At 38.7% G+C, this 25,459-nt stretch carries 22 protein-coding genes and 1 tRNA gene; 6 read left to right on the plus strand and 17 right to left on the minus strand.

Annotation, left to right across the window (positions count from 1 at the left end):
• Positions 1 to 99: 99 nt before the first annotated feature.
• Positions 100 to 699, minus strand: coding sequence for a SprT-like domain-containing protein (locus tag E4661_RS01815; RefSeq protein WP_136465104.1), 600 nt, complete (start codon positions 697 to 699; stop codon positions 100 to 102).
• 115 nt (positions 700 to 814) lie between these two features.
• On the opposite strand from E4661_RS01815, the gene E4661_RS01820 reads away from it, so the two are divergent.
• On the plus strand, positions 815 to 1,438 hold the full coding sequence (locus E4661_RS01820; RefSeq protein ID WP_136465105.1) for a JAB domain-containing protein: 624 nt from the start codon (positions 815 to 817) through the stop codon (positions 1,436 to 1,438).
• A gap of 89 nt (positions 1,439 to 1,527) precedes the next feature.
• Positions 1,528 to 2,571 carry a tetratricopeptide repeat protein gene (locus E4661_RS01825; protein ID WP_136465106.1) on the plus strand — a complete coding sequence of 348 codons (1,044 nt, stop codon included), beginning with the start codon at positions 1,528 to 1,530 and terminating at the stop codon, positions 2,569 to 2,571.
• 69 nt (positions 2,572 to 2,640) lie between these two features.
• On the opposite strand, the gene E4661_RS01830 is transcribed toward E4661_RS01825, so the two are convergent.
• The 6 genes from E4661_RS01830 to porV form a co-directional block, all read right to left on the minus strand.
• On the minus strand, positions 2,641 to 3,318 hold the full coding sequence (locus tag E4661_RS01830) for an SDR family NAD(P)-dependent oxidoreductase (RefSeq protein ID WP_136465107.1): 678 nt from the start codon (positions 3,316 to 3,318) through the stop codon (positions 2,641 to 2,643).
• A 33-nt stretch (positions 3,319 to 3,351) separates the two neighbouring features.
• Positions 3,352 to 4,383 (minus strand): M28 family metallopeptidase, encoded by a 1,032-nt coding sequence (locus tag E4661_RS01835; RefSeq protein WP_136465108.1) that lies wholly within the window; start codon positions 4,381 to 4,383, stop codon positions 3,352 to 3,354.
• Positions 4,384 to 4,489: 106 nt separating this feature from the next.
• On the minus strand, positions 4,490 to 6,124 hold the full coding sequence (locus E4661_RS01840) for a pyruvate dehydrogenase complex dihydrolipoamide acetyltransferase (protein ID WP_136465109.1): 1,635 nt from the start codon (positions 6,122 to 6,124) through the stop codon (positions 4,490 to 4,492).
• A 4-nt stretch (positions 6,125 to 6,128) separates the two neighbouring features.
• A complete protein-coding gene (gene pdhA / locus E4661_RS01845; RefSeq protein ID WP_136465110.1) occupies positions 6,129 to 7,127 on the minus strand; it encodes a pyruvate dehydrogenase (acetyl-transferring) E1 component subunit alpha in 999 nt (332 codons plus the stop codon).
• A gap of 81 nt (positions 7,128 to 7,208) precedes the next feature.
• Positions 7,209 to 7,700: a cytidine deaminase gene (gene cdd, locus E4661_RS01850; RefSeq protein ID WP_136465111.1), complete on the minus strand. Its 492-nt coding sequence runs from the start codon at positions 7,698 to 7,700 to the stop codon at positions 7,209 to 7,211.
• 77 nt (positions 7,701 to 7,777) lie between these two features.
• Positions 7,778 to 8,926 carry a type IX secretion system outer membrane channel protein PorV gene (gene porV / locus E4661_RS01855; protein ID WP_136465112.1) on the minus strand — a complete coding sequence of 383 codons (1,149 nt, stop codon included), beginning with the start codon at positions 8,924 to 8,926 and terminating at the stop codon, positions 7,778 to 7,780.
• 375 nt (positions 8,927 to 9,301) lie between these two features.
• Here porV and gldJ point away from each other — a divergent pair, with 375 nt between their 5' ends.
• The 3 genes from gldJ (at position 9,302) to E4661_RS01870 (ending at position 12,751) form a co-directional block, all read left to right on the plus strand.
• A complete protein-coding gene (gldJ, locus tag E4661_RS01860; protein WP_136465113.1) occupies positions 9,302 to 10,960 on the plus strand; it encodes a gliding motility lipoprotein GldJ in 1,659 nt (552 codons plus the stop codon).
• 63 nt (positions 10,961 to 11,023) lie between these two features.
• Positions 11,024 to 12,298 (plus strand): UDP-N-acetylmuramoyl-tripeptide--D-alanyl-D-alanine ligase, encoded by a 1,275-nt coding sequence (locus tag E4661_RS01865; RefSeq protein WP_136465114.1) that lies wholly within the window; start codon positions 11,024 to 11,026, stop codon positions 12,296 to 12,298.
• An 84-nt stretch (positions 12,299 to 12,382) separates the two neighbouring features.
• Complete coding sequence (locus E4661_RS01870) at positions 12,383 to 12,751, plus strand: thiol-disulfide oxidoreductase DCC family protein (RefSeq protein ID WP_136465115.1); 369 nt, start codon at positions 12,383 to 12,385, stop codon at positions 12,749 to 12,751.
• A gap of 68 nt (positions 12,752 to 12,819) precedes the next feature.
• Here E4661_RS01870 and E4661_RS01875 read toward each other — a convergent pair whose 3' ends face one another.
• Entirely contained in the window at positions 12,820 to 13,029 is a 210-nt protein-coding gene (locus tag E4661_RS01875) for a helix-turn-helix transcriptional regulator (RefSeq protein WP_136465116.1), read from the minus strand.
• Between the two features lie 166 nt (positions 13,030 to 13,195).
• On the opposite strand from E4661_RS01875, the gene E4661_RS01880 reads away from it, so the two are divergent.
• Positions 13,196 to 13,402: a hypothetical protein gene (locus E4661_RS01880; RefSeq protein ID WP_136465117.1), complete on the plus strand. Its 207-nt coding sequence runs from the start codon at positions 13,196 to 13,198 to the stop codon at positions 13,400 to 13,402.
• A 37-nt stretch (positions 13,403 to 13,439) separates the two neighbouring features.
• Here E4661_RS01880 and E4661_RS01885 read toward each other — a convergent pair.
• From E4661_RS01885 to E4661_RS01925, 9 genes are all read right to left on the minus strand, one after another.
• Positions 13,440 to 13,514: transfer RNA gene (locus tag E4661_RS01885), tRNA-Val, on the minus strand.
• A 30-nt stretch (positions 13,515 to 13,544) separates the two neighbouring features.
• Entirely contained in the window at positions 13,545 to 13,955 is a 411-nt protein-coding gene (locus E4661_RS01890) for a 6-carboxytetrahydropterin synthase (protein ID WP_136465118.1), read from the minus strand.
• 149 nt (positions 13,956 to 14,104) lie between these two features.
• The gene (locus tag E4661_RS01895; RefSeq protein ID WP_136465119.1) at positions 14,105 to 15,667 is read right to left on the minus strand and encodes a RagB/SusD family nutrient uptake outer membrane protein; all 1,563 of its coding nucleotides are present in this window, start codon (positions 15,665 to 15,667) and stop codon (positions 14,105 to 14,107) included.
• 11 nt (positions 15,668 to 15,678) lie between these two features.
• Positions 15,679 to 18,747, minus strand: coding sequence for a SusC/RagA family TonB-linked outer membrane protein (locus E4661_RS01900; protein WP_136465120.1), 3,069 nt, complete (start codon positions 18,745 to 18,747; stop codon positions 15,679 to 15,681).
• Positions 18,748 to 19,188: 441 nt separating this feature from the next.
• Entirely contained in the window at positions 19,189 to 19,638 is a 450-nt protein-coding gene (locus E4661_RS01905; RefSeq protein ID WP_136465121.1) for a helix-turn-helix domain-containing protein, read from the minus strand.
• 294 nt (positions 19,639 to 19,932) lie between these two features.
• Positions 19,933 to 20,844, minus strand: a complete 912-nt coding sequence (locus E4661_RS01910; RefSeq protein ID WP_136465122.1) for an alpha/beta hydrolase — start codon at positions 20,842 to 20,844, stop codon at positions 19,933 to 19,935.
• Between the two features lie 50 nt (positions 20,845 to 20,894).
• Positions 20,895 to 21,773: an endonuclease/exonuclease/phosphatase family protein gene (locus E4661_RS01915; protein ID WP_168796310.1), complete on the minus strand. Its 879-nt coding sequence runs from the start codon at positions 21,771 to 21,773 to the stop codon at positions 20,895 to 20,897.
• Between the two features lie 117 nt (positions 21,774 to 21,890).
• A complete protein-coding gene (locus E4661_RS01920) occupies positions 21,891 to 22,598 on the minus strand; it encodes a hypothetical protein (protein WP_136465124.1) in 708 nt (235 codons plus the stop codon).
• Positions 22,595 to 25,459 (minus strand): BspA family leucine-rich repeat surface protein (locus E4661_RS01925; RefSeq protein WP_205728912.1); only part of this gene is annotated, 2,865 nt, incomplete at its 5' end. The genes E4661_RS01925 and E4661_RS01920, both read right to left, overlap by 4 nt.

Here is a 25,459-nt window from a genome sequence, read left to right on the forward strand (position 1 = left end):
TCACATGCGTTCGAAATGACAACCTATTTTATATATTCGATTTGTCAGATTGAGTGCAGTCGAAACCTTATTTACTTCTCAACTGCGCTCGAAGTGACATTATTGTATCAACTCTACCTCGGCATTCGGTTGGAACAAATATAACCTCCCCGATGCCAACTCCACACATTCATAACGCTTTACCCTTTTCTCTCCTTTTTTAAAGAGTTTGCCATTATATAACCGAAAAGTACTGCCTTTTGGTATTTCGTAAACATAACTGTTTCTACGTTCTCCCTCGTCAAAAGCTTTTAATGCAATGGATAAACGAGCGTCCGTACTACTGCTTGCCTTCGGATTCTTAAAATGATTTGCAATTACAGGCAGTAACTGGGACGGGAATACATCTGGACGTATAAAAGGAATCATTAAATGTTGAAAGGTTTGCTTCCATTCCAAGCCATGTGGTTTTATACGTCTACCGTATTTTTCAAAGGCCACCAGATGGGCAATTTCGTGAATAAGCGTAATCAAAAAACGATATTTATTGAGGGAGGCATTCACGGTAATCTGGTGAAGACCATTGGACAATATCCTATAATCGCCATGTCTGGTCACTCGATGGTTCACCACCTTTAAATGAACCCCATGGGTTTTGATCAATTCAAAACATGGATTTACTGCACATTCAGGCAAATATTTTTGTAAGGTAGTATTCACTTCCAACAAAGTTATAGGTTGGTTTGTTTTGGAAGGAAAAATCTGTAGTTATTTTTTCTAAATTTGAATTTATCTACCTCAAACAGAAAAAACCACAAAACATTATCTTTAGTCGATGGACATTAAACTTACCGAAGCCGAACGAATTAAGATTTTAAACTCGGATGATTTGTATGAAATCATGCGTATGATTCTTTTGCGTGAGGACAAGATAGATCTGAATCGAGAGCATTTCTGGGTAATTGGACTAGAGACCAATAACCGTATTCTTTTTATAGAATTGATCAGTTTAGGAACCGTAAACCGTTCTATAGCAGACCCAATGGAAGTTTTTAGTCTGGCACTACAAAAAAGAGCGGTAAAGATTATTCTGTGCCATAACCATCCTTCAGGAGAACTTAAACCTTCTGCATCTGATAAGGATACCACCGATCGACTGATTCAAGTGGGAATCATCGTAAACACTCCTGTGCTTGATCATTTGATTATTTCCTCTACAAGTTATTTGAGCTTTAAGGATATTGGACTCATGGAAAAACTTGAAGAAAGCACCCAATACGTGCCATCATATATTCTGGAAAAGCGATTTAAAAAGGAGGCTTCAGAAATTGCCGAGCAAAAAAGAAGCATTGAAATAGCAAGAAGCATGAAAAGTGCCGGCGAGCCTGTGGAGAAAATTGTAGAATTTACTGGACTTACTATAGAAGAAATCAAAAAGTTGAGAAAAAAACGGAAGTAGATATGGTATCTCAAATTATTCCTGGCCACATTTCAGCGAATATCTATATAGAATTACTTTAGTTCTATGCTTGCACAAAAAATTCAATTATGAAAAAATACCTTCAGGCTGTTTTTTTAATTTGCCTATATCTTCCTTCCTACGCTCAAAAAAATGAGATAAGCTTAGCTTTTAAAAACAGGGAATATGAAAAGGCAATCGAACTTGGCAAACAACTTGTTGAATTGCATCCAAATGATTATGACGGACTATTGGTAATCGGAAAATCATACAATCTGTCGAACAATTTCAAAAATGCGATCCCCTATTTGCATAAAGCGATTGATAATTGCGAAAAAGGTTGGCAATTTGCATGGGCAAACATAGAACTAATGGAATCTCATTTTGCCCTTGGAAATAAAAATGAAGCCTACAAACATTTTAAAGAATCGCTTAATTATAAGGGCACTCAAAACTCAAACAAAAAACTCAGGAGATTAGCCTTATTGTTTGGTTTTGGAGAATATTACGAAGAATGGAAAACGATAGAGGGACAAAATGTCATTTTTCATTTTCAAGAAGGGGTAAAGATAAACGATAAGAAAAAGTACATAAAAGAAAGGGAAAGAGTATTCATGAACATAAACTCTTTCTTCTTATCGAATTTGCCAAAAAAGATTGACTTTTTCGTCTGGAAGTCCAATGAAGAAGCAATAAGAATTTTAGGTACGCCCTTAGGATTTACAAATCCACAGTACTGCATTTCCCATAATCGACCAAATCAAACAAAAGGTCACGAAATAGCACACAATATATCATTTTGGATTAGTAATAATATTGAAAGAACCCGATTCATTAACGAAGGCATTGGAGTCTATTTTGACCATTCCAATAAAAATAGAATACTCCAAGCAAAACGGGTCGCCAACAATAAGGAAATTGACGTTAAGAAGTTATGGATTGATGGGGAAACTTATTCCGAAGAAGTGATTTATCCTGTTGCAGGAGCTTTTGTTGAACACTTAATTTCTATAGATAAAGAAAAGTTCATCGAATTATCAAAAAACCAGGTTTATGAAAATGCTAAATTGATTTATGGGCAGGAATTAGATAAGATAATATCAAGATTCAATAAAAAGATAAATAAAGAATAAAAACAAGCTGAAAAACCTATATGTGAGAACCTGAAACTAGTTCAGGTTGACATCTGAAAATCAAACCCATCAAGGAGTACTATTACTTACCTGAAGCAGTTTTCCATTATAAAGTTTATGTCCCGTTAAGGTAAAATCTTTGATATAGGTCGCCATCTCCAAGGCAGTAACTGGTGCCTGGTAGCCCGGAAAGGCTTCAGCCAACATTTCGGTCTGTACGGCACCAATGGCCAAAACGTTAAAACTGGGGCCTGTTTCTTTAAATTCCTCCGCCCAAAGTTCGGTTAAGGTAATTACTGCCCCTTTACTGGAACTATATGCTGAAAGTCCCGGAAATTTCATACTTCCTTGGACACCGCCCATAGAGCTAATGGTCACCACATGCCCGGTCTTGCCCATTTTTGGGAGCACTGTTCGCGTCATTTCGGCCACTCCGAACACATTTACTTTGTAAACTTCCTCAAATTCCGAAGGAGAAGTTTCTAAAAAAGGCTTGTTCAACAAACTTCCAGCATTATTTATCAATACGTCAACCCCACCCCATTGTTGGAGAAAATCAGTTACTTTTTTAAAATCACTGGGATTTGATAAATCAAAAGGAAAGGTATGGACATTGGGTAGGTTTAAATTGCTGATGGGTGTTTCGTTCCTAGATAGGGCCAAAACCCGATGTCCTTCTTTCGCAAAAAGTTGCACCAACTCAAACCCAATACCCCTGCTGGTGCCTGTTATAATAATGTTTGACATATTACGACTTCTTGACTGTGCTAGATTATTATTCTACTTTGAAGTAATCTTAATTTCTTGGGTTGGTGCATTGGCAATTCCTTCTAAGACTGGAATTATTTTGTTCACAAAGGCGGCCATATGTCCAAAATCCATCAGGTCAACTTCATCACCGACCTTATGATAGTGCGCAAAGTTGGTAAAGTCAAAAGTACAGTAGGTATGGGATGGCACTCCAAACTGTTTATGAAATGGATAGTTATCCGAACGTTGGAACAAGTTATATTCCTTTGCAGTTGGTAAAAAACCTACCAGATTTTCCTTAGCATATGTGTTGCTCACTTCCGCTAAGTTTGAATTGTCATATCCTGTGATATATACAAAATAATCTTTGCCTTTTAAAGGAACTCCAGTCATCTCAAAATTGAGCATTGTATATAAATTCAGGTCTTGCTCCTTCATTTTTTTAGCCAGATGCTCCGAACCTAACAATCCTTTTTCCTCAGCACTGAATAGGGCAAAAATCAAACTTCTTTTGTTGTTCTTTTTAGTTCCAAAATAACGGGCCAGTTCCATTACGGTTGTGGTCCCCGAGGCATTATCATTAGCTCCATTTGCAATAAAGTCCCCATTTTCGGGAGCAATGGTCCCGATATGGTCATAATGTGCCCCTATCACGATGTATTCCTTCTTCAAATCAGGGTCATTGCCCTCAACCACCCCCACAACGTTATAAGATGTTTTTTTGAAGTTGGAAAGTGTATCTAAATAGGAATCGAAATAGGGCTTTACCTGATAGCTCTTAAAATAATTTTTAATATAGTTGGCCGCCATTTCTATGCCTTCGCTGCCAGAATCCCGTCCTTTAAGATCGTCGGAAGCTAGATAATTCATAATCTCTCCGACACGATCAGCATCTGTAAAAGTAGTACCAGTAGCATCTACCGTTTTAACCGTGGGCTTTTCTTCAACTATTTTGCCTTGAACTCCATCAGGTCCTGCGGGTGAGGTTTTTGTTTCAACCAATTGGGTAGAACCACAACTTACTAAAAATAGGGCGCTGATAGCACAGCTCAGTTTTTTCATTGTTCTGTTTTTTGAATTTTTTAAAGATAAAAAAAGCATCCTAAAAGGATGCTTTAATATTATTATGTTATACACACTTCGACAAGCTCAGTGTGACAATAAAAATTTAGGCCAACATAGTCACTGGATTTTCCAAGTAAGCTCTCAATGTCTGTAAGAACTGTGCTCCTACAGCACCGTCAACGGTTCTATGATCACAGGCTAAAGTCACTTTCATAGTGTTTCCTACAACAATCTCCCCGTTTTTTACCACTGGTTTTTCAACAATGGCTCCAACGGATAAAATCGCTGAATTGGGTTTATTTATGATAGATGTAAATTCCTGAATTCCGAACATTCCTAGGTTAGACACTGTAAAAGTACTTCCTTCCATTTCGTCCGGTTTTATCTTTTTGGTACGTGCCCTACCTGCCAAATCTTTCACAGCAGCCCCAATCTGGGTCAATGTTAATTGATCGGCAAATTTGACCACGGGAACCACCAAACCTTCATCAACAGCCACAGCAACACCCATATGGATATGGTGTTTGAAAATAGTGGCATCATCTGTCCAAGTTGTATTTACCTGCGGATGCTTCTTCAAGGCCATAGCACAGGCCTTTAGCACCATATCGTTAAAAGAAACCTTGGTGTCGGGCAAGTTGTTGATCTGCGCCCTAGATGCCTTGGCGTTATCCATATCCACCTCAATGGTAAGGTAAAAATGAGGTGCAGTAAACTTGGAAGCACTTAAATGCTTAGTTATCGCCTTACGCATGTTGGAGTTTTTAACCTCTTCCATGCCCTCTTCTCCAACAGGTAGGTTAATCGGTGCAGCTATAGGAGCAGCGGTTTCTGCAGGTGCGGAAACAGCCGGTGCTGAAACAGGGGCTTGGGTTGGTTGGAAATTCTCCACATCCCTTTTTACGATTCTACCGTGATCCCCAGAACCTTTTACATCTGCCAAATTAATTCCTTTTTCAACAGCTATCTTTTTAGCCAAAGGTGAAGCTAATATACGTTGTCCGTTTTGGGAAGATATCACTTCCGGAGCGGACTGTTGTGCTTTAGGTGCCTCTGGAGTAGCTTCCGCTTTTGGAGCACTTTCTGCAACTGCAGCGCCTGCAGGGGCATTCAATACGGCGTTCACATCTGTACCTTCAGGGCCAATAACAGCCAATACCTCATCCACAGGAGCAGATTTACCTTCTTGAATTCCTATATGCAAAAGGGTACCTGAGTAGAAGGATTCAAATTCCATCGTCGCCTTATCTGTCTCGATTTCGGCCAAAATATCACCTTCTTCCACAGCATCCCCAACTTTTTTCAACCAAGAGGCAACAGTACCTTCCTCCATGGTATCGCTCAAACGAGGCATTTTAACTATCTCAACTCCTTCGGGAATCGCAACACTTGTTGCCACAGGAGCAGCAGGTGCTTCAGGAGCATTTTCGACGACTGCTGGAGCATCAACAGCGGGCTGTGTTCCACCTTCGCCGTTTAACAAAGTAGAAATATCCTCCCCTTCTTCTCCAATAATGGCTAAAAGTGAATCAACTGGCGCTCCATCTCCTTCTTCTATGCCAATATGGAGCAAAGTACCTTCGTGGAAGGATTCAAATTCCATAGTCGCCTTGTCCGTTTCGATTTCAGCCAAAATATCACCTTCCTCTACTTTATCCCCTACTTTTTTGAGCCATTTTGCCACAGTACCTTCTTCCATGGTATCGCTCAACCTAGGCATGTTGATTACTTCTGCCATCTACTTATAATTTATGTTGTAAAAATGGATAGTCTTCTTGTTCGTATACAGTATCGTACATCTGTTCGATTGGTGGAAAATCGGATTCTTCCGCAAACTTCTCACATTCCTTGACCAAATCTTTCACTCTTGCATCGATTTCCTTGATTTGATCTTCCGTAGCATATCCCTTCTCCAAGATAACATCCTTAACTTGGGTAATTGGATCTATCTTTTTGTACTCCTCAACTTCTTCCTTGGTTCTATAGTGCTGTGCATCAGACATGGAATGACCTCGATAACGATATGTTTTCATTTCCAAGAAAGTTGGTCCACCACCTGTTCGGGCTCTTTCTACAGCTTTATCAACCTCCTTAGCAACAGCAGCAGGATCCATTCCGTCTACATCTGTACTCGGCATTTCGTAACCTAATCCCAACTTCCAGATTTCGGTAGTATACGCAGTTCGCGCCACTGAGGTTCCCATGGCGTATCCATTGTTTTCACAAATGAATACAACTGGCAATTGCCAAAGCATCGCCAAATTGAATGCTTCATGCAACGATCCTTGGCGAACAGCTCCATCACCCATATAACATAGGGTAACTGCATCTCTCTTGAAATATTTATCAGCAAAAGCCAATCCTGCTCCTAGTGGAATCTGTCCCCCTACGATACCATGTCCTCCGTAAAAACGGTGTTCTTTGGAAAAGATATGCATAGATCCCCCGTTACCTTTGGAGGTACCCGTGACCTTACCATAAAGTTCAGCCATTACTTTTTTTGGATCCACACCCATTCCGATGGGTTGCACGTGGTTCCGATAGGCCGTAATCATTCTGTCTTTGGTAAGATCCATCGCATGCAATGAACCTGCCAAAACAGCTTCTTGACCATTATATAGATGTAGAAATCCTCTAACTTTTTGTTGAATATATACTGCGGCCAGTTTGTCTTCAAACTTTCTCCAGAATAACATGTCCTCGTACCACTTGAGGTAGACTTCTTTGGTGATTTTTTTCATCAACGATTGTATTATTTGAAATTCCCCAACTTAGGAGAACAGCAAAAATACATATATATCTGTTTTGTGGAAAAATTTGGATTAAGAATCGCTCAAAAATGAACTACTGAATGCCAAGGGTAGAATATCGGCCATGGAATTACACTTGTAAATGGGACCTACCTCTCCACGCAGCATAATGGAAATTGGGGATTTTTGTTTTTGCTCATATTCAATTATCGATTGTCTGCAGTTACCACATGGAGCCGCAGGAGAATCCACTACATAATCTTTTGAAGTAGCACTGATAGCAACAGTTTTTATTGCCATTCCCGGATATATGGCTCCTGCATGAAAGACCGCCACACGTTCTGCACACAATCCGGAAGGATATGATGCATTCTCTTGGTTATTACCCTTAACTATCTCCCCATTCTCCAATAACACCGCAGCTCCCACCTTAAAGTTGGAATAGGGGGAATATGCGTTTTCCCGTGCAGCTTCGGCTTCACTTAACAATTTTTGCTCGATTTGTGAAAGCTCATCAGGGCTTTCATATATGGAAAGTTCAAAACCAATCTGTTTTTTCTGCATGGTTATGGTAAGGTATTATCCAAAAATAAGAAAACCTGTCGATCGACAGGTTTTCGAATATTTATGTTGTTTCTTTCCTAATCGTTTACGAACTCTTCACCAAAATTAAAGGTAAGTGAAAAGCGTAGGGTATTTTCCAATGGGTTTTTCACTTGTGAAGTTGAAAACAGGTAAGATAAATCTATCTGTGCCGATTTAAACTGAAATCCTGCTCCAAGGGTAAAAAACTTTCTTGAACCTTTATCCTCACTTTCATTAAAATAACCCGTTCTAAGCATAAAAGCATTCATGTACTTATACTCTGCCCCTAAGGCCCAAGTTATTTCTTTCAATTCTTCACCAAAGCCATCCGGGGCATCTCCCAAAGATTCGAATGCTCCGCTAAAGAATCCTATTTGTTGATATTCGTCGTTGTCTTCCGCCGTAATTTGACCATCTCCGGTAAAATCTCTTGGGGTCGGCACCAATAGCTTATTGAATTCCGTGTGCAGTCCCAAAACATTGTCTTGATCAAAGATAAAATCAAATCCGGCACCGAATTTCAAATTTGTTGGCAAGAAGTTTTCCTGTCCTCCCGCATCGTATTGAATTTTACCTCCTAGATTGGAAATATTGAATCCGGCACGCCACCTTCCATCGAAACTATTATAGGCGATTTCCCTAGATCGGTAAAATCCTGCAATATCCACAGCAAATGCATTGGCTGCTTGGGAATCTTGGGTACCTTCTTGGAATCTTAGATTGGAGCTGATAAATCTCCCTCCTACAGCCATGGAAAAGGTCTGGCTCAATTTAAGGGAATACGAACCATCAATAGCAAACTCATTAGGCTTTACCAAAGTTGGGTTTAATTGGTCGAATGTTTGACGAAGTTCTATATCACCAAGACCAAAATATCTTAAACTAAAGGCAAAGGCACTTCGGTCATTAATTTTGTTGTAGTAATTGGCATTTAAAAGAGAAACATCATTTACGATGCTTTCCAAATAAGGTGTATAACTTACCCCAACTCCAGATTTTTGGTTTGCAAAAGCAAATTTTGCAGGGTTCCATTGTTGGGAATATGCATCAAAAGATGTTGCCACTCCCATATCTCCCATACCAGAAGCCCTGGCATCAGAAGCAATGGTCAAAAATGGAACTGCTGTTGTAATTACTCTCTCTTGCTGTGCGTTCATTTTTGGGGCAAAAACAAGAAGCACTACCAGTATCAGTAACTTTTTCATTTTAAGCGTTTAGCGTTTAGTTTAACCTACGTCTTTAAATAGCATACGTTCATGACGTATTACATGTAAACGAACATTATTATCAATTCTTATAATTTATATCCTTTTTTTGTGCAAAACTTTAGAAAAAGAAGAAGTTCGCATACCCACATTGCGTGCAGAGGAGTTTAAAACAGTTAAAACTATGAGTATCCCATACTAATTTCGGTTCAATGTCGTTTAAAAAGGTAGATGATACCCGAAGATTAATTTTTCAGGTATAAAATATTATGGAGAAAACGTCGTTTTAAAGCCGTTACATAGATTTTAGATAAAATCAAATCAAGTTAAAGTTGCTAGGAAAAGCCTAGTATATAAAGTACTCAAGCCCAAATTATGAAAAAACACTTTATCAAAGTTGTACTTTCTTGCGCTATTATAGCAGGAAGTTTTTCAAGCTGTAAAAATTCCTCATCCTCTTCATCAAAAAATGTTTCTCGAGCCACAGGTTGGAAAATTAACGCCAAAGAGGGTGGATTTCAGTACAATTCTGACTTTAAAGAGCAGGAAACCCCTCCTGGAACAGTATTTATTGAGGGTGGTACCTTTACCAAAGGTAAGGTTCAGGATGATATTATGCATGATTGGAACAACACCCCAACACAGCAACATGTGCAATCGTTCTACATGGATGAGACAGAGGTAACCAACGTAATGTACTTGGAATATCTGGATTATCTAAAAGCAGTCTATCCTCCTGAAAACCCGAATTACAGGAATATATATAATGGGGCGTTACCAGACACATTGGTATGGAGAAACCGATTGGGCTTTAACGAAACCATGACCAACAACTACCTAAGACACCCAGCATATGCGGAGTATCCAGTAGTAGGTGTTAATTGGGTACAGGCTTCGCAATATGCCGAATGGAGAACCGACAGGGTCAATGAGGCTATGCTAGAAAGAGAGGGGTATTTGGCACAAGATGCAAAGTATCAAGTGTTAAACGGTGAAATTGGAGGCACATTTAGCACAGAAGCCTATCTAAACAACCCTGAATCTGTTTATGGTGGACAGATTGACTCATTGCAAGGAAAGCAAAAACGTGACTCTATAAACACCTTTGCGAAAAGAAGCAGTGGTGTTATTATGCCCGAGTATAGATTACCTACAGAAACAGAGTGGGAATATGCCGCTCAGGCGTTAATTGGGTCAAGAGAATACAACAATTACAGAGGTAGAAAAAAATATCCGTGGGAAGGTGATTATACTCGTAACGGACAGCGTGTTGGTCGCGGAGATCAATTGGCCAACTTTAAGCAAGCCAAGGGAGACTATGGCGGTATTGCAGGATGGTCAGATGATGGTGCAGATATAACCGCTGAGGTAAAATCATACAAACCAAACGATTTTGGTCTTTATGACATGGCAGGAAACGTATCAGAATGGGTGGCTGATGTATACCGCCCGATTGTTGATGACGAAATCAGTGACTTTAACTACTATAGAGGAAACATTTTCTTGAAGAAAGCCATTGGAGAAGATGGCAAGGTGAAGGTTTTACGTGATGAAATCAAATACGATACACTCCCGAACGGTAAGATTGTTGCGATAAACCTACCTGGAGAAATTGAAATGGTTCCCGTTACAGAAGAAGAAACCTACTTGAGAACTAATTTTGACTCAAGTGACAACCGTGGTTATCGAGATGGTGACCCAGGTTCTTCACGATTCTTCGAAAGATTCAGCGATGAATCTGACAATAGAAAAATGTACGACTCACCAAAACATAAGGTTGAACGTGATTCTACTGGCAAACTAATTAGACAGTATGACACCTCTAACTATCGTACTTCCCTAATCAATGACGAAGTAAGGGTATATAAAGGTGGTTCTTGGAGAGATCGCGCGTTTTGGTTGGATCCTGCACAACGGAGATATTTACCACAATATATGGCTACAGACGATATCGGATTCAGATGTGCCATGTCACGAGTTGGGTCTAAATCCAAATCCAAAAACAAAACAATTCGACATAAAAAAGCGAAATAAGCTTTAGATAAAATTCAAAGAAAAGCCCTGATTAACATCAGGGCTTTTTTATATCTTCGATTTATGACATTGGAACAACTTCATTCGATTTTCTTGGAACACCCCTTTCCTTGCACGGATACTCGTAAAATAACTGAAAACTGTCTTTTTTTTGCACTTAAGGGGCCAAATTTTAATGGAAATGAGTTTGCTGGGCAAGCTTTGGAAAAAGGCGCGGCATATGCCATTATCGATGACACCAAATTTAAAGTTTCGGAGAAATGTTTGCTGGTCGAAAATGTGCTTGAAACCCTTCAAAAGTTATCTACTTACCATAGGAATCACTGCAAAGCCAGAGTGATTTCCTTAACCGGAAGTAATGGTAAAACCACTACAAAGGAGTTAATACATGCGGTACTTTCAAAAAAATACAACACGATTGCCACAAAAGGCAATCTTAACAACCATATCGGAGTACCTCTCACCTTATTGACCATTCAATCCGACACCGAACTTGCAGTGGTCGAAATGGGGGCCAATCATAAAGGTGAAATAGCTTCTTTATGCGATATGGCCCAACCTGATTTTGGGTATATCACCAATTTTGGCAAAGCACATCTTGAAGGTTTTGGCGGTATTGAAGGTGTTATTGAAGGTAAAAGTGAACTTTATCGTTACCTAATTCCAAACAAAAAGAACATTTTCTTAAATGCTGATGACCCTATACAGTTTAAAAAACTGTCCAGCTATATCAAAAAAATAGGATTCAGCACCAGTGATCCAGAATACTTCAATATAGAACTGACAGAATGCAACCCTTTTGTTACCATCAAAGTTGAGGGTGCTAAAATTTCAACACAGTTGGTTGGCAACTATAACTTCACCAACTGCTGCATTGCTATCACTATGGGAAAGTATTTCAATGTTCCTATGCAAGACATTAAGTCCGCACTAGAATCTTATGTACCCACCAATAATCGTTCGCAAATAATAGAAAAAAAAGGGTTTAAAGTTATTTTGGATGCCTACAATGCCAATCCATCTAGTATGAAGTTGGCTTTGGAAAACTTCAAAATCATTCAGGGTACGGATAAAACGCTGATTCTTGGTGATATGTTTGAACTTGGAAGTGAGGCTTCCAAAGAACATCAATCCATCGTAGATTTAGCCCATGTCTTGGATTTTCCCAATGTGTTTCTTGTAGGCGAGAACTTTTATAATACTAAAACCGCCTATGCAAAATTCAAATCATTTGATAATCTTCAAAAATATATAAAAGCCAATCCCCCTAAAAAAGGTTCCCTCTTAATAAAAGGCTCTAGAGGTATGGCCCTTGAGCGAGTTTTAAAACTACTCTGACCATACAATATTCTTAAATAAAGCATAATTCCATAATGAAAGAGCATTTTTTTCGACCTAGTAATTGAAAAATGCCCTCGTGTTATGAAAGATATAATTGTTTTTGATGGCGAATGCAATCTGTGCAATGGTGTTGTAGGATGGTTATTAAAATTCGCTCCTAAAAACCAATTTCAAATGGTCGCCTTTCAATCCCCATTAGGTCAACAACTTTTAATTGGCAATGGGTTTCCCACCCAACAACTAGATACGGTCATACTTTTTGATGAAGAAGGCAAACATACCCGTTCAAATGGATTTTTACGCATTCTTTCCAAAATACCAAAATGGCAATTCGCAGGGACAGCTCTTTTGTATATCCCCAAAGAAATTAGAGATCGCATTTATGTTTTGGCAGCACAGAATCGGGTAAAATGGTTTGGAAAGTCACAAACTTGTGCAATCAACCTTTAAAGGAGGAACAGTTTGTTTTTTAAATGTACAAACGGCAGTTAATTTAAACTGGAAAAGCTTTTTAGCATTCACTTTTTAGTTGAAATCAAAAGTTCCCTCACATCTACGTCTAAAACAGTGGCCACAAGGAACAAATTTTCAATTCTTGGTTGCATATCATTTCTACACCATTTTGAAATAGTATTGGTATTCATATCCAACTCATTTGCCAACCAATTGTTGGTTTTTCCTTTTTCAGCTAATACCGCTTTAATCCTATTATAAACTGGCTTACTCATATTAAATGCAATGATTCTATAATAAAAATAACTAAGAAAAATAAATGTCATAAGCATTAAAATATGCTTTATTAGGAGATTTAAAAATCTTTATATAACTTTGAAATGCTTTAAAAGGAGATAAACAAACGTTAAAAGATTTTTATTAGAAATTAAAAACATAATTATGAGTATTCGATACACCAAAGCAGACCTTGAAAAAGTGGTTTATGCCCAATTGGAAAATCTTAATGCAATGCATGATTTGTTGAGCATTATGAAACATCAAAATGAGCTGTTGGAAAAAGCCAATACAAGATTAAAAGATGAAATCTCAGATTTTAAACAGAAGATGTATCCTAAGGTTTCGAAACAGCAAGGGGAAATAATGTAAAAAGACTTCATCCAGAAATGGAAGAAGTCCTGTTTTGTGGGATATACTGGATTCGAACCAGTGACCTCTGCCCTGTCAAGGCAGCGCTCTAAACCAACTGAGCTAATATCCCTTGAAAATGGAGTGCAATATCGTAAAATTGTTACCAATCTCCATATTCTGCCGAATTCTTTTCTGTTTCGTGCAAAGTAATATGCAATAGATGACTTTTTTTAAGCTTGGGTTTAAGGATATCGTAGATGATCTTGACAAAATATTCTGTTGTAGGATATAAATCGGCAAATTCAGGACAGTCTACGTTTAAGTTTTTATGGTCGAAGCGTTCTTCAACTTCATCGTGGATAAGATTCCCAAGTTTGGCCAAATCCATCACAAAACCAGTATCTGGATCAATCTCTCCCCTAATTCTGACCTCAAGGTCAAAATTATGACCATGATAATACTTACTGTTGCACTTCCCAAACACCGCTACATTTTTTTCATCGCTCCAGTTCGGATTGTGGAGCCTATGAGCTGCGTTAAAATGTGCCTTTCTACAAATAGTCGCAATCAAATGAATATAATTTTGGCAAAGATACTTTGACTAAGGGATTGAACCAAAAATGTACTCGTATACCCATGCCCTTTTATTGGAATCATTAAAAAGAAAGGGGCTTTTATTATAATAAAAGCCCCTTTGCTCCAATATTGAATTTAATTACATCAATTAAAGGTAGGTATATCTGTATCGTCTGTTCTAGCTGGTGCTGCAGCAATATTATAATGAGGCACTGTCCCCGTTGGGTCAGCAGCAACTCCACCTAGCGTGTACAATTCTTCTTCCAACACCTCAAGCTCCGTGGCAGGAACCGGGAAATGCCTAAACGTGCCTATTTGCAAATCGTTGGTTCTTCTTCTGTCAAAGAAACCACTTCCCACAGCAGTGTTGAACAACTCAATATATCTCTCGTAAAAAATAGCATCCAATATTTCTTGCTGTGATGCTCCGCCAGCCAAAGGAGTCAACTCACCACGAGTCACTCTTGATCCCGCGTTGACATCATCCACAGAAGTAGCGTCGTTCATCCTTGCCTTCGCTTCTGCCAACAATAACCTATTGTCTTCCAACATAAAGGTTTTTATTTGTTTGGCATCCGCTCCATCGGAAAAGCCCTCATCATACAGATTTCTGGTATGGAAATAATGTGAAAAATGGAATCTTCCTCTTTCTGCTCTAAAAAGGATATCCGACCTAAACTCAAAATCCCTACCATCTCCAACCCTAGCGTCATCAGTAGTCATTTCAGGGTTTGCTAAAGTAGACCCAGAGGTCGCTGGGAAGAATTCCGGTTGATTCGGGTCAAGCAAGTGCACCAATCGCATATCCAATCTACCGCCAAAAGCTCCAAAACCGTTCGAAGAATCCATCAACACATTGGCGTTGTTCCACCAACTGATTCCATTGTCTCCGGTAGGTCCGAAATCCTCCGTTATTCCATTTTCTGTATATGTTTTAATGGCATTCCAGTCAATTGCGTTTGTTTCGTCCATGTTGCGCGCAGATTGCACAATAAATCGAGCTTTAAATGAATTACACAACTTGATCAAGTCATCCGTGGGAAGCGACACCCCATTAATCACCGTATTTGGAATTTCAAAAGAGTTTGAGTTTGCAAGCGCAATTACCGCATCTAAATCGCTAATTGCTTGTGCAATCAGTTCATCATATCCTACAAAAGGTAGTTTCTGTGAAATATCCGTATTTTCATCCACAATGAATCCTTTTTCAAACAGCAACCCTAAATAACCATAGGAAAAACCTCTTAGAAGGTGAGCCGCCGCCAAGACCATTGGTGTATTGTCAATACCTCCAACCACCCAGGTAATTCCATTATTATTAATGGCATTGATAACATCATTAGCAGAAGATACTGCAGCGTAATTTCCTTGCCATGGTTGTTCGAGGACCGCTGCATCTGCCCATGAGGCCGCATTCAATATCGGGTTTCTTGGCTCATTGGACAAAACCTGCATTCCAAAGTTACCCCAAGAGCATGTTGCAATATCCCCGGCCACAGCGACCGCTGGATAAAGGTCTCTATTATTTGCCTGCCACCAGCTTACAAAGCCACCGCTGACTATACCTATCAAGTCAGATCCATTGGCCAATACCTGCGACCTATCTGGATTGTTCTGATTTACTACTTTGTCTATTTCCTCGGTACATGAAAAGGATAAAATCAAAAAACCAAGAAATAGAACTTTATTACGAATTAATCTTTTCATTTCTATTTTTTTTAAAATGTTAATTGAACGGAGAAGCTATACGTTCTGGTAGTTGGATAAGGAAAGTTGTCTACCTTAAAGATGTTCGGATCTCCTCCTGGTGTATTGGGGTCGTTTCCAATACCGTCCGTGTCACGAGTCGTCAAATTAGCCCTGTTGGATTCTGGTTGGTGTGTGATTTCCGGATCAAAACCAGAGTATTTTGTAAACGTCAATAAGTTTCTGCCTACCAAACCAAACCTTACAGAATCCATAAAGTTACCAACATTGCCCAATGTTTCTCCCTTAAGAGTATAGTAGAGGGACAATTCTCTTAGTTTTACAAAAGTACCATCCTCCACAAAGGCGGAACTAGGTAAATTAACATTGTAAAGGCCCTGATAGAAATTATATGGAAGTCCGCTATTTATATCAGTATGTCTTCCATCACGATACAACCATTGTTTGGTTTTGTTGTAAATATCCCCACCTTGTTTCCAATCGACCAAGGCATAAAGAGACAAGTTCTTATAATTAAAGGTGGTATTGATACCCATTCTAAAATCAGGAGTTATATCTCCAATCACAAAGAACTCATTGCCTGATGCATCGGATCTTCTTACGGGGGTTTCACCAGTCGCCTGATCTACTACATAACCATCACTGTTTATCACATAATCACCTGGGTTTAATCCCGCTGGTAAGTCAGACAAACTCCTTATGAATTCATTACCATACATTACCCCAAAATTCTGCCCTTGCTCAATTCTAAAGAGAGTTGTTTCTTGGGTTCCCGGACCTGTTAAATATGCAGGAACATCCAAACGGCTGATTTTCTGCTCAGATTTGTCCCATACAATACCTAAATCCCACGAAACATTTTTGCTCCTTATAATACTAGCGTTTAATGACGCCTCATAAGTTGTGGCATCTATCTCACCTGCGTTTCTCCATTGTGCACTAAATCCAGCTGCTGCAGATAGCGGTACCCTAAGAATCTGATCTTCGGTCTTCGCTCTTACATAATTGAATTCGAACGAAAAACGATCTAAGAAATTCATGTTTATACCTAGCTCAAGCTCTCCTGTTTTGGCTGGCTTTAAGTCGTTGTTACCTATTGTTGCCCTCGATGGTGAGCCATTCCTAAGTTGGAAAGTTTCGAAACGCATTTCATAGGTAGGTCTGATACCCGCAGTACCATAGGAAGCTCTTAGCTTCAGTTCCTGAATTCCAGGAATTTCAATATCCTCTGTTAAGCGATAGGCCACACTTGACCTAAAGTAATTTGCCCATCTGGTGTTTGGTCCGAAAAGAGATGAACCTTCCCTTCTGGCAACACCACTGAATATATATTTTCCTTTATAATCAAAATCCGCAATGACAAAATAACTATCTGTCAGTATTTCTTGCGCTTGCGATGAAACCGAAGGCTCATCCGAGATATTGTCCAAAGAGCGAATACCAGAAACGGCCAAGTTATAACCTTCTGAATTGTTAAACTCACTTTCATAACGCTCGTGAAGGTAACTCAACCTCAATGCTAAGTTGAAATCTGAATCCACATCAAAAGGAGAGAACAACGCATTGAATCTAGTGTTCTGAGCTCTACCGTTAAAATTGGATCGTTGAATAAATCCAATATTCTGGGCTTGACCATCGGGATCATCTGACAAATACCCTTTTGGAATATAGTCTTCAAAAGAGTTGTTTTCAAAGTCATACGAATACTGTCCATTTAATTTCAACCATGGTGTTATTCTGTAATCCAATGAAATATTTCCAAGAACCCTGTTTCTTTTCTCTGTTCTATCATTATTTGCCAATGTATACAACGGATTCTTGATGTTTGGATCAAATGTATTACTGTCAAAATTATACGGACTCCCATCTTCCTCATTCACTGCATTCCAATTATAAATTGGCTCCGTAATCAAGGCAGGAAACAATATTCCCACTGTAGTACCTGAATTAATTGCGGCATCTCTGTTGGAATTACTGTAAAACAACGATGTTTTTAAACTGATCTTATCCGATAGGTTGTTATCAAGATTTAATCTAAAGTTATCACGTCTGTAATCGTCTACCAGTACATAGATTCCCTCATCTTGAAGTCTTTGGTAAGAAAAAAGATATCTAGTCTTTTCATCCCCACCAGAAACGGAAGCATAGTGTGTGTTGAAAACTCCTTTTGTGAATATTTCATCTTGGTAATCAAAAATACTACTAATGGGGTATCGGTTATCGCTCAAACCATCATCATCAACCTCACGAGATCCACTGGAAAGGTCAAATGCCGATCCATCATCTGTCAATTTAAACCTATGGGTTGTAGACAAATCATACTTGCTGTTTATCTCTTTCAACCCTAGTTCGTTTCTATAGGTTACATTGATTTTATTATTCCCCTTACCTCTTTTGGTAAAAATTTGGATTACACCATTTGCAGCACGTGATCCATACAAAGAAGCACCAGCTGCACCTTTTGCAACCTCTATTCTATCAATATCCTCAGTGTTGATATCAGCCAATCCTCCTTCGAGTATAACGCCATCCACAATTACCAATGGGTCTTGACCGGTTGCAAGGGAGTTTGCCGTTCTTAACTGAATTGCCACATTACTTCCCGGCTGTCCACCTGGAGAAGAAATTGAAATACCCGAAATTTTACCTTGAAGTGCCGCCGCCGCCGAGGTGGCCGGTACATTTTCCAGCAATTCATTTTTGACCTGTCCCAAGGCAAAGCTCAATTCTTTTAAGGACTTACCAGAGGCGTTACCTGTAACAACAACCTCTTCGAGAGCTTGGGCATCTTCTTCCATTTGAACATCAATAACACTTTGTCCACCAATGGTCCGTGTTATTGTTTTTTGCCCGATATAGGAAAATTCCAATGTTTGACCCGGGCTGGCCGAAATGGCATAGTTACCATCAAAATCCGATTGCGTACCAACGCTGGTACCCTGAACCACGATATTTACCCCAGGCAAGGGAATACCAACTTGATCTACAATGGTACCTGTAATTGTTTTTTCTTGAGATCTCATGAAGGCTACACAAAATAATGCCAGCACTAATGTCCCAAATAGCTTTTTTACTTTCATAGAACTAAAAGTTTTGTTAGTAATTAATGAGTTAGCGCAACTGAGAAAGGTAGGCGGGAGAAGATGTTTTGATAGCTAATTCAAATAATACTCCCTAGTACGAAAACAAAACTTTAATGGAAAGTCTAATTATTTATAGGTAGTAAAGCCTCTCACCGCCTTACCTTTACAATTGCACAACAAAACAACTAGAAGATTTATCACGACAAGTACTTTTAAAACGGGATGCACTTATAAATAATCTTTCCCCAACGGGAAGAACTCTTTTTAACTTTTTTTGGCAAGAGTACTTATGTCAAAAGCTTTATGACAATAAAGACAAATAAGTATAAACCACTGATATACAAACAATAAACATTAAAAAAAAGAAAAGACAGGTTTTTTCTTTAATGCATTTGTCGAAGTAAGAGCAAGAATCAAAATAGGGTAAATACTTTTTGTTTAAGAGGCAAACAGCGTCAAATTCCGAAAGTCATTCGGACTCAATCCGGTTTCTTTTTTGAAAGCGCTATAAAAACTGGTCTTGCTGTTGAAACCCACTTCATACATTATGGCTTTAACACTTAAGGATGGATGGGAAAGCAATAAATCCTTTGCCTCAGATATGCGGTATTGATTGAGTATAGCGTAGAAGTTTTTGAACATATACTCATTTAGCACCTGTGACACCTTGTATCTGTCTCTGCAAATGTACTGAGAGAGATCGGCCAACCCTACAGAATTACCTTTATACAATTTGTCAAGTTCAAAAGCTATCTCGATTTCCTTTTTAATCTCAACTGCCTCTGCCAACGTCAACCCAGATTTTTCATATTTCGAAGCCACGGTTTGAACTTCTTTTTCTATGGTGACGCCGGTGGAAGAAAATAAACTTTTGAAGATTTTTCTCATAGCCGTTTAGGTAAAAACCTTTACCATAGTTACCAAAAACCATCTATAATGAGGTTCTAGCCGATAAGTGTTTACGGAAACAATTGTCGGGTCTATAAATTATTACCCTATGAGATAAACGGTCATATCAATAAAGACATATGAAAAAACCTGATACTACATGCGTAAACCCACTAGATATTAAAATCATCATTCTATATTTAATCAATATGTGTCTCTGCGCATAAAGCGATTTTACAAAGTCTGATGAAAATGGAGAGTCTTTATCTTTTACTTAGAACAAATGAGTTTCTATTAGTTTTGGTTATCCAAATTGTCCATCCAATCGGAAAGCCTTTCCGTCCAAGTTTGTAAGTATCCTTGTCCTAACGCTAAACCGAACCCATGCCCTCCCTTTGGAAATATGTGCATTTCCGACGGAACCTTATGTTCTCTTAAGGACTTATAGAACAGTATACTATTTTCAACCGGTACAGCTTCGTCGTCCGAAGTATGAATCAAAAATGTTGGAGGCGTATTTTCAGTAACTTGAAGTTCGTTGGAAAAAAGAGCTACCAGTTGATTATCAGGATTTTCCCCCAATAAATTCCTCTTTGAACCTTCATGTGTATATGGAACGTTCATTGTAATTACCGGGTAAATTAAAATCGTAAAGTCTGGTCTTGCACTTTCATCATCAATTTCGTCATATTTGGAAGAAAGATTGGCATTGAACCGCGTAGCAAGAGTAGCAGCAAGATGACCGCCTGCGGAGAAACCCATGATTCCGATTTGATTTTTCTTAATGTTCCATTTATCGGAATGGTATCTAACCAGACGTAATGCTCTTTGAGCATCTTGTAAAGGCGCTATACTTTTATTAATTATAGATTTTGAACCCGGTAATCGATACTTCAACACGAAGGCCGCCACTCCTTTTGAATTTAGCCATTTGGCTACATCCGTTCCTTCCCAATCATAGGCAAGGCCTTGATACCCTCCACCAGGGCAAATTATAATGGCCTTACCCGTTGAGTTTCTCTTAGCGGGCAAAAACACTTCCAAAGTGGGGTTTTGAACGTTTTCAATCCAAAATATATCATCTTTATTTTGTGACTCTACTTCTTGACTTTGATTTTGATTTGGCACCTTGTTCTGCCATAGAAGTATCGTGTTATCCTGACCGAAACTTACTTTGGAAAGCACCAGTGAACAAAAAACATACATAACGTATTTTTTAATCGTACCAGTCATTTTATATGAATAGGTGAAAATTGTCATTCCCTCAAATAAAACTGTGTAAGTACAGCTCTATGATCAGAATTAAAAAAACCTCCCAAAGGGTCTTCCAAAACAATCTTGGAAGCATTACTCTTAATGTTATCGCCACGATAATATATATAATCTATGCGATCAGAAATCACATCATCTGATAGAAAATGTAAAGTATCCTCAGGATTTGGATTGGACTCTCTAAACGAATCCACAAACCCATGATTTTCCATTACTTTACTAACTGGCCATTTCACCACTTTTCCAAAATGCCATTTTTTTGTGCTTTCGACCCAATCTAAATGCGAAGCTGAGTTAAAATCGCCACCTATAATAATTGGATAGCCTTTTTCATCACCAATTTTATTAACCTCTTCCAAAATTGATTTAATCTCTTTTACCCTAGTAGGTTCCTCCTCAGCAATCATTTGCTCTGGGCTATGCGTAGGATATTGATTAAAAGTGTCAGGCAGGTAATCCAACCAAATATTAAAACACAGCACCTTTTTTCCTTTAACATCCACAACTACACCTTGACTATTAAAAGGTTTATAAATGTTTAAAGTGTCCACTATTGGAAACTTGCTATGAATAGATAGATTAGAGCTACCTCGCCATGAATATGGATAACCCGCTTCTTTGGCAACTTCCATTCCGCAGCAATAGGTTTCTTGCATTAATAGCACATCTGGTTCATAGCTCTTCAATACTTTTAGAACATTTTGGGTGTTCAGGGTATCTTTTTTGAACTGTTCACTTTTTTTTCCGTGTAATCCCCCATGCCAAATATTCCACGTCATCACTGTTACTTCTTGAGCGTTGACCAAGTAACTGAATAATAATAACGTAACTAAATATAATTTTCCCTGTTTCCTGTAAACCATTTTCATTTGTTTATACTTTTTCCAAAAATTAACTTGTAATCTTCTTGGCAGGTTAGATGCAATAGATGTAACATAAACCAAACAGATAGGGTTAAGATAAAAAATGTCAAAGAAAAACTATTCGGGAGCCTCATTTTCTTTGACGGATATCGAAGAACTCCCTGATGGGTCTTTTGATACAACTTCCACAGTGTATTTCTCCCCGTCTGTGTAAGCTATAGGATCTATGGCTACTGCTTCAAAATCATTTTCTTCAACCATAATTGTATCTCCCTCCCATACGGTAATGTCATATACTAACTCATCGCCATCCTCATCGCTTCCAACCCAAGAAATGGTCATTACTGAGTTTTCAATGTTAAATTCTATTGAAATCGCAGCGGCATATGGTGCGAAATTACTCTCTGGAATGCCCGGTGTTGTAAACGAATATGTGTCACCATTGGTTTCACCATCCGCGTTTGCAGAAGTTACGGACCAAGAATACGTTTTGGCCCTATCCAACTCTACTTTGGCTTCTAAAGCGGACAAAGAGTTTTCAAACACTTGGGTAGACCCTTGCATAACCACCAGTGTATAACTTTGTGCCAATTGTGCGGCATTCCATTTGAAAGGAATGAGCACTTTACTATCATTACTGGAAACTTCTTCATAATCTGAGCAAGGCTCACCATTAGCCGGCAATGTTCCAACTGCTTTTGCAGGAGGTTGAGCTTTTTCCTCAGGCGGTTCTTCTCCGTTACCACCACCTCCACCACAGGAAAAGAGCGCTACCATCATTAGCATTGGCGCGAATTGAAATAATTTTATCTTAAGCCTTCTCATTTTTTTACGATTTTAATATTCTCTTTTTGCCCGTTTATTTCCGTTTGAAGAAAATACAATCCCGATTCCAAGGACGAAACGTTCATACTTTTCTCGTTTTGGTTATAACTCTGTTCCTTAATCAATCTTCCGTCAACACCGAACACCTTAACATTCAATTGCCTTTGGTTAGTAAAAAAATTTACTGTTGAAGATGTAACCGTAGGAAAAACTTGAATGTCGCTACCCATAAAAAAGTTATCGCTCACTTTTCCTTGACAATCACTTTCTCCTAAAATTGCTATTTCAATTTTACCATTCAGGTTTTGGAGAGATATGGTCTGCTCACCAGAATCTTTAAACTCAAAGTGCATGATTCTATCATTGACCATGACCTTATAGGTTTTACTTCCGGCCACAGAATAAGTAACTGTTCTGGAGTTTGTATCAAGTAAAGTTCTCTTACCCGTAACCGCACCCAATTCATTGATTTTAATTCCATAAGTCTGTTCAAAAAGTATCTCAGGAATAGTAACGGTAACCGTATAACTGCCTGGAGCCAACCCATTGATATCAGCACCCATTGCTGAAGCAACATCATTTATCTCATTGGAAACACCCTCCCCAACTACAGACACATCCATTAAATAACCGGAAACATCCATATTAATTTTTATGGATCCATCAGAACTGCCCACACAACTTGGAGTGAGCACATTAACCTTAATCCCATCTTTTGGTATTATATCACATCCATTGGCATCTACCTCAGCACCGGGCAGACTCCCTAAACAAACATCCTTATGGTCAAGCACTCCATCAGAATCATTGTCTTGATTGCAAAGCGGATGTTCACCAGCATCGTTAATGGTCCAACCGTAAGTATCCATAATAAGTTGTCGAGCGTCTGATGCTTCGCAGTACCTGCTATTTCCGGCATTAAAAATCACATCACTTTGAAGATTTGGCAGCTCAGACCAACCTAAAAGTGTCTTATCATAATTGACAGATGATAGTCCCGCTTCCGAGAAGATCCCATCCATATGCATAACATTGGAAACATCCCAGCCTGAAAGATCCTGATCGAACGATTTTGTCTCGGCAAACATGATTACCATGTCTTCTGCACTTGAGGTATCCCATTTTCCAATTTTTTGGTTAAAAATCTCTGTTCTGATAAACATACCTCCAAAATTGGATACAGAGCTTACATCCCAGCCTCCGATGTCTTGATTAAAAACTTTTGAATCGGCAAACATATTTGACATATCTTGTGCATTACCCGTATCCCAATTATCTAGTGGCTGATTAAATGGAGTATTTGAAAATGTGCCGTTAAAATTGGTGACCTTACTTACATCCCATTGGTTCAATGGTTGATTAAAAACAGACGCATACCCAAAAGTAACGCCCATATCAACAACATTGCTCACATTCCAAGTATTTAGGTTTTGATTAAAAGAACGTGCCTCAGCAAACATTCCATTTATATTGGTCACGTTGGAAACATTCCAGTTACCAATATCCTGATTGAAAAGGATTGTATTGCCAAAAGTACCCACTAATTCAGTTATATTCTCTACATTCCAAAAATTAAAACTGTCGTTCCCTTGCAAAGAGGAGCATCCCCAAAACATCCTATTTAAATCTTGAGTATTGGAAAAGTCTGGAACATCCGTAGCCAAAACATCCATATTGCTGCATAACATAAAAGCATGATCCATAGAAGTCCAATTGAGACTGCCCCATTGATCAATTGAAATCAACTTTAAATTATCCCCTTCAGGAGCATTTAAGTTGTATCCCCAAAAGATTCTAGGGAAATCACCTAAAATAGACACTTGATATGTTCCGGATTGGGCATAAGTATGTGTTATATCTCCGGTAACACCAGAATCTGATGAACCATCCCCCCAATCCACTGTATAATTATAGATTTCCCCTGAAAATGTTGAAATAATAATTTGATTGTCCTCAGATATTCCAGGATTATCAGTTTTCCAAGTGGTGATAAATGGACAATTCTTCCCACCATCATTAATTGTCCAATTAAATTCCTCAATTAAAGTTAGCCTGCTTATTTCTCCTATACAATATTCGTTGTTGTCGGCATCAAATTGAACATTGTTTTGTAGGGTAGTCAAATTGGCCCAACCTATCAGAGTACTGTCATAATTGGTTTGTGATAGTACTGTGCCTGAGAACATGTTTATCATTGACGTCACTTGTCCAATATTCCAATTCTCGAGGGTTTGGTCAAAACTCGCTGCTCCATTGAACATATATGTCATATTTGTCACAGAGGACACATCCCAATCGGCAAGAGGTTGATCAAATGCTTGAGAGCCTTCAAACATGCTTGTCATATTTTTGACATTGGCAACATTCCACCCACTTATATCTTGATTAAAATTGCCTGTCATATTGAACATGGAGGCCATATTCTCAACACTTGACGTATCCCATGAACCAATTGGTTGATTGAACATCTGGGCAGACCGAAAAAGCCCTTCCATATTTGTCACAGAGGATACATCCCAACCATCCAATGGCTGATTAAAAACCTGAGAATCCTCAAACATTCCAAACATATTGGTAACATTACCAACATCCCAGTTGCTTATATCTTGATTAAAACTACCTGTCATATTGAACATAGAGGCCATATTCTCAACACTTGACGTATCCCACGAACCAATTGGTTGATTAAACATCTGGGCAGACCGGAAAAGCCCTTCCATATTTGTCACAGAGGATACATCCCAACCATCCAATGGCTGATTAAAAACCTGAGAATCCTCAAACATTCCAAACATATTGGTAACATTACCAACATCCCAGTTGCTTATATCTTGATTAAAACTACCTGTCATATTGAACAT

It is taken from the genome of Flagellimonas onchidii (assembly GCF_004804315.1).
GTDB classification, from domain to species: Bacteria; Bacteroidota; Bacteroidia; order Flavobacteriales; family Flavobacteriaceae; genus Flagellimonas; species Flagellimonas onchidii.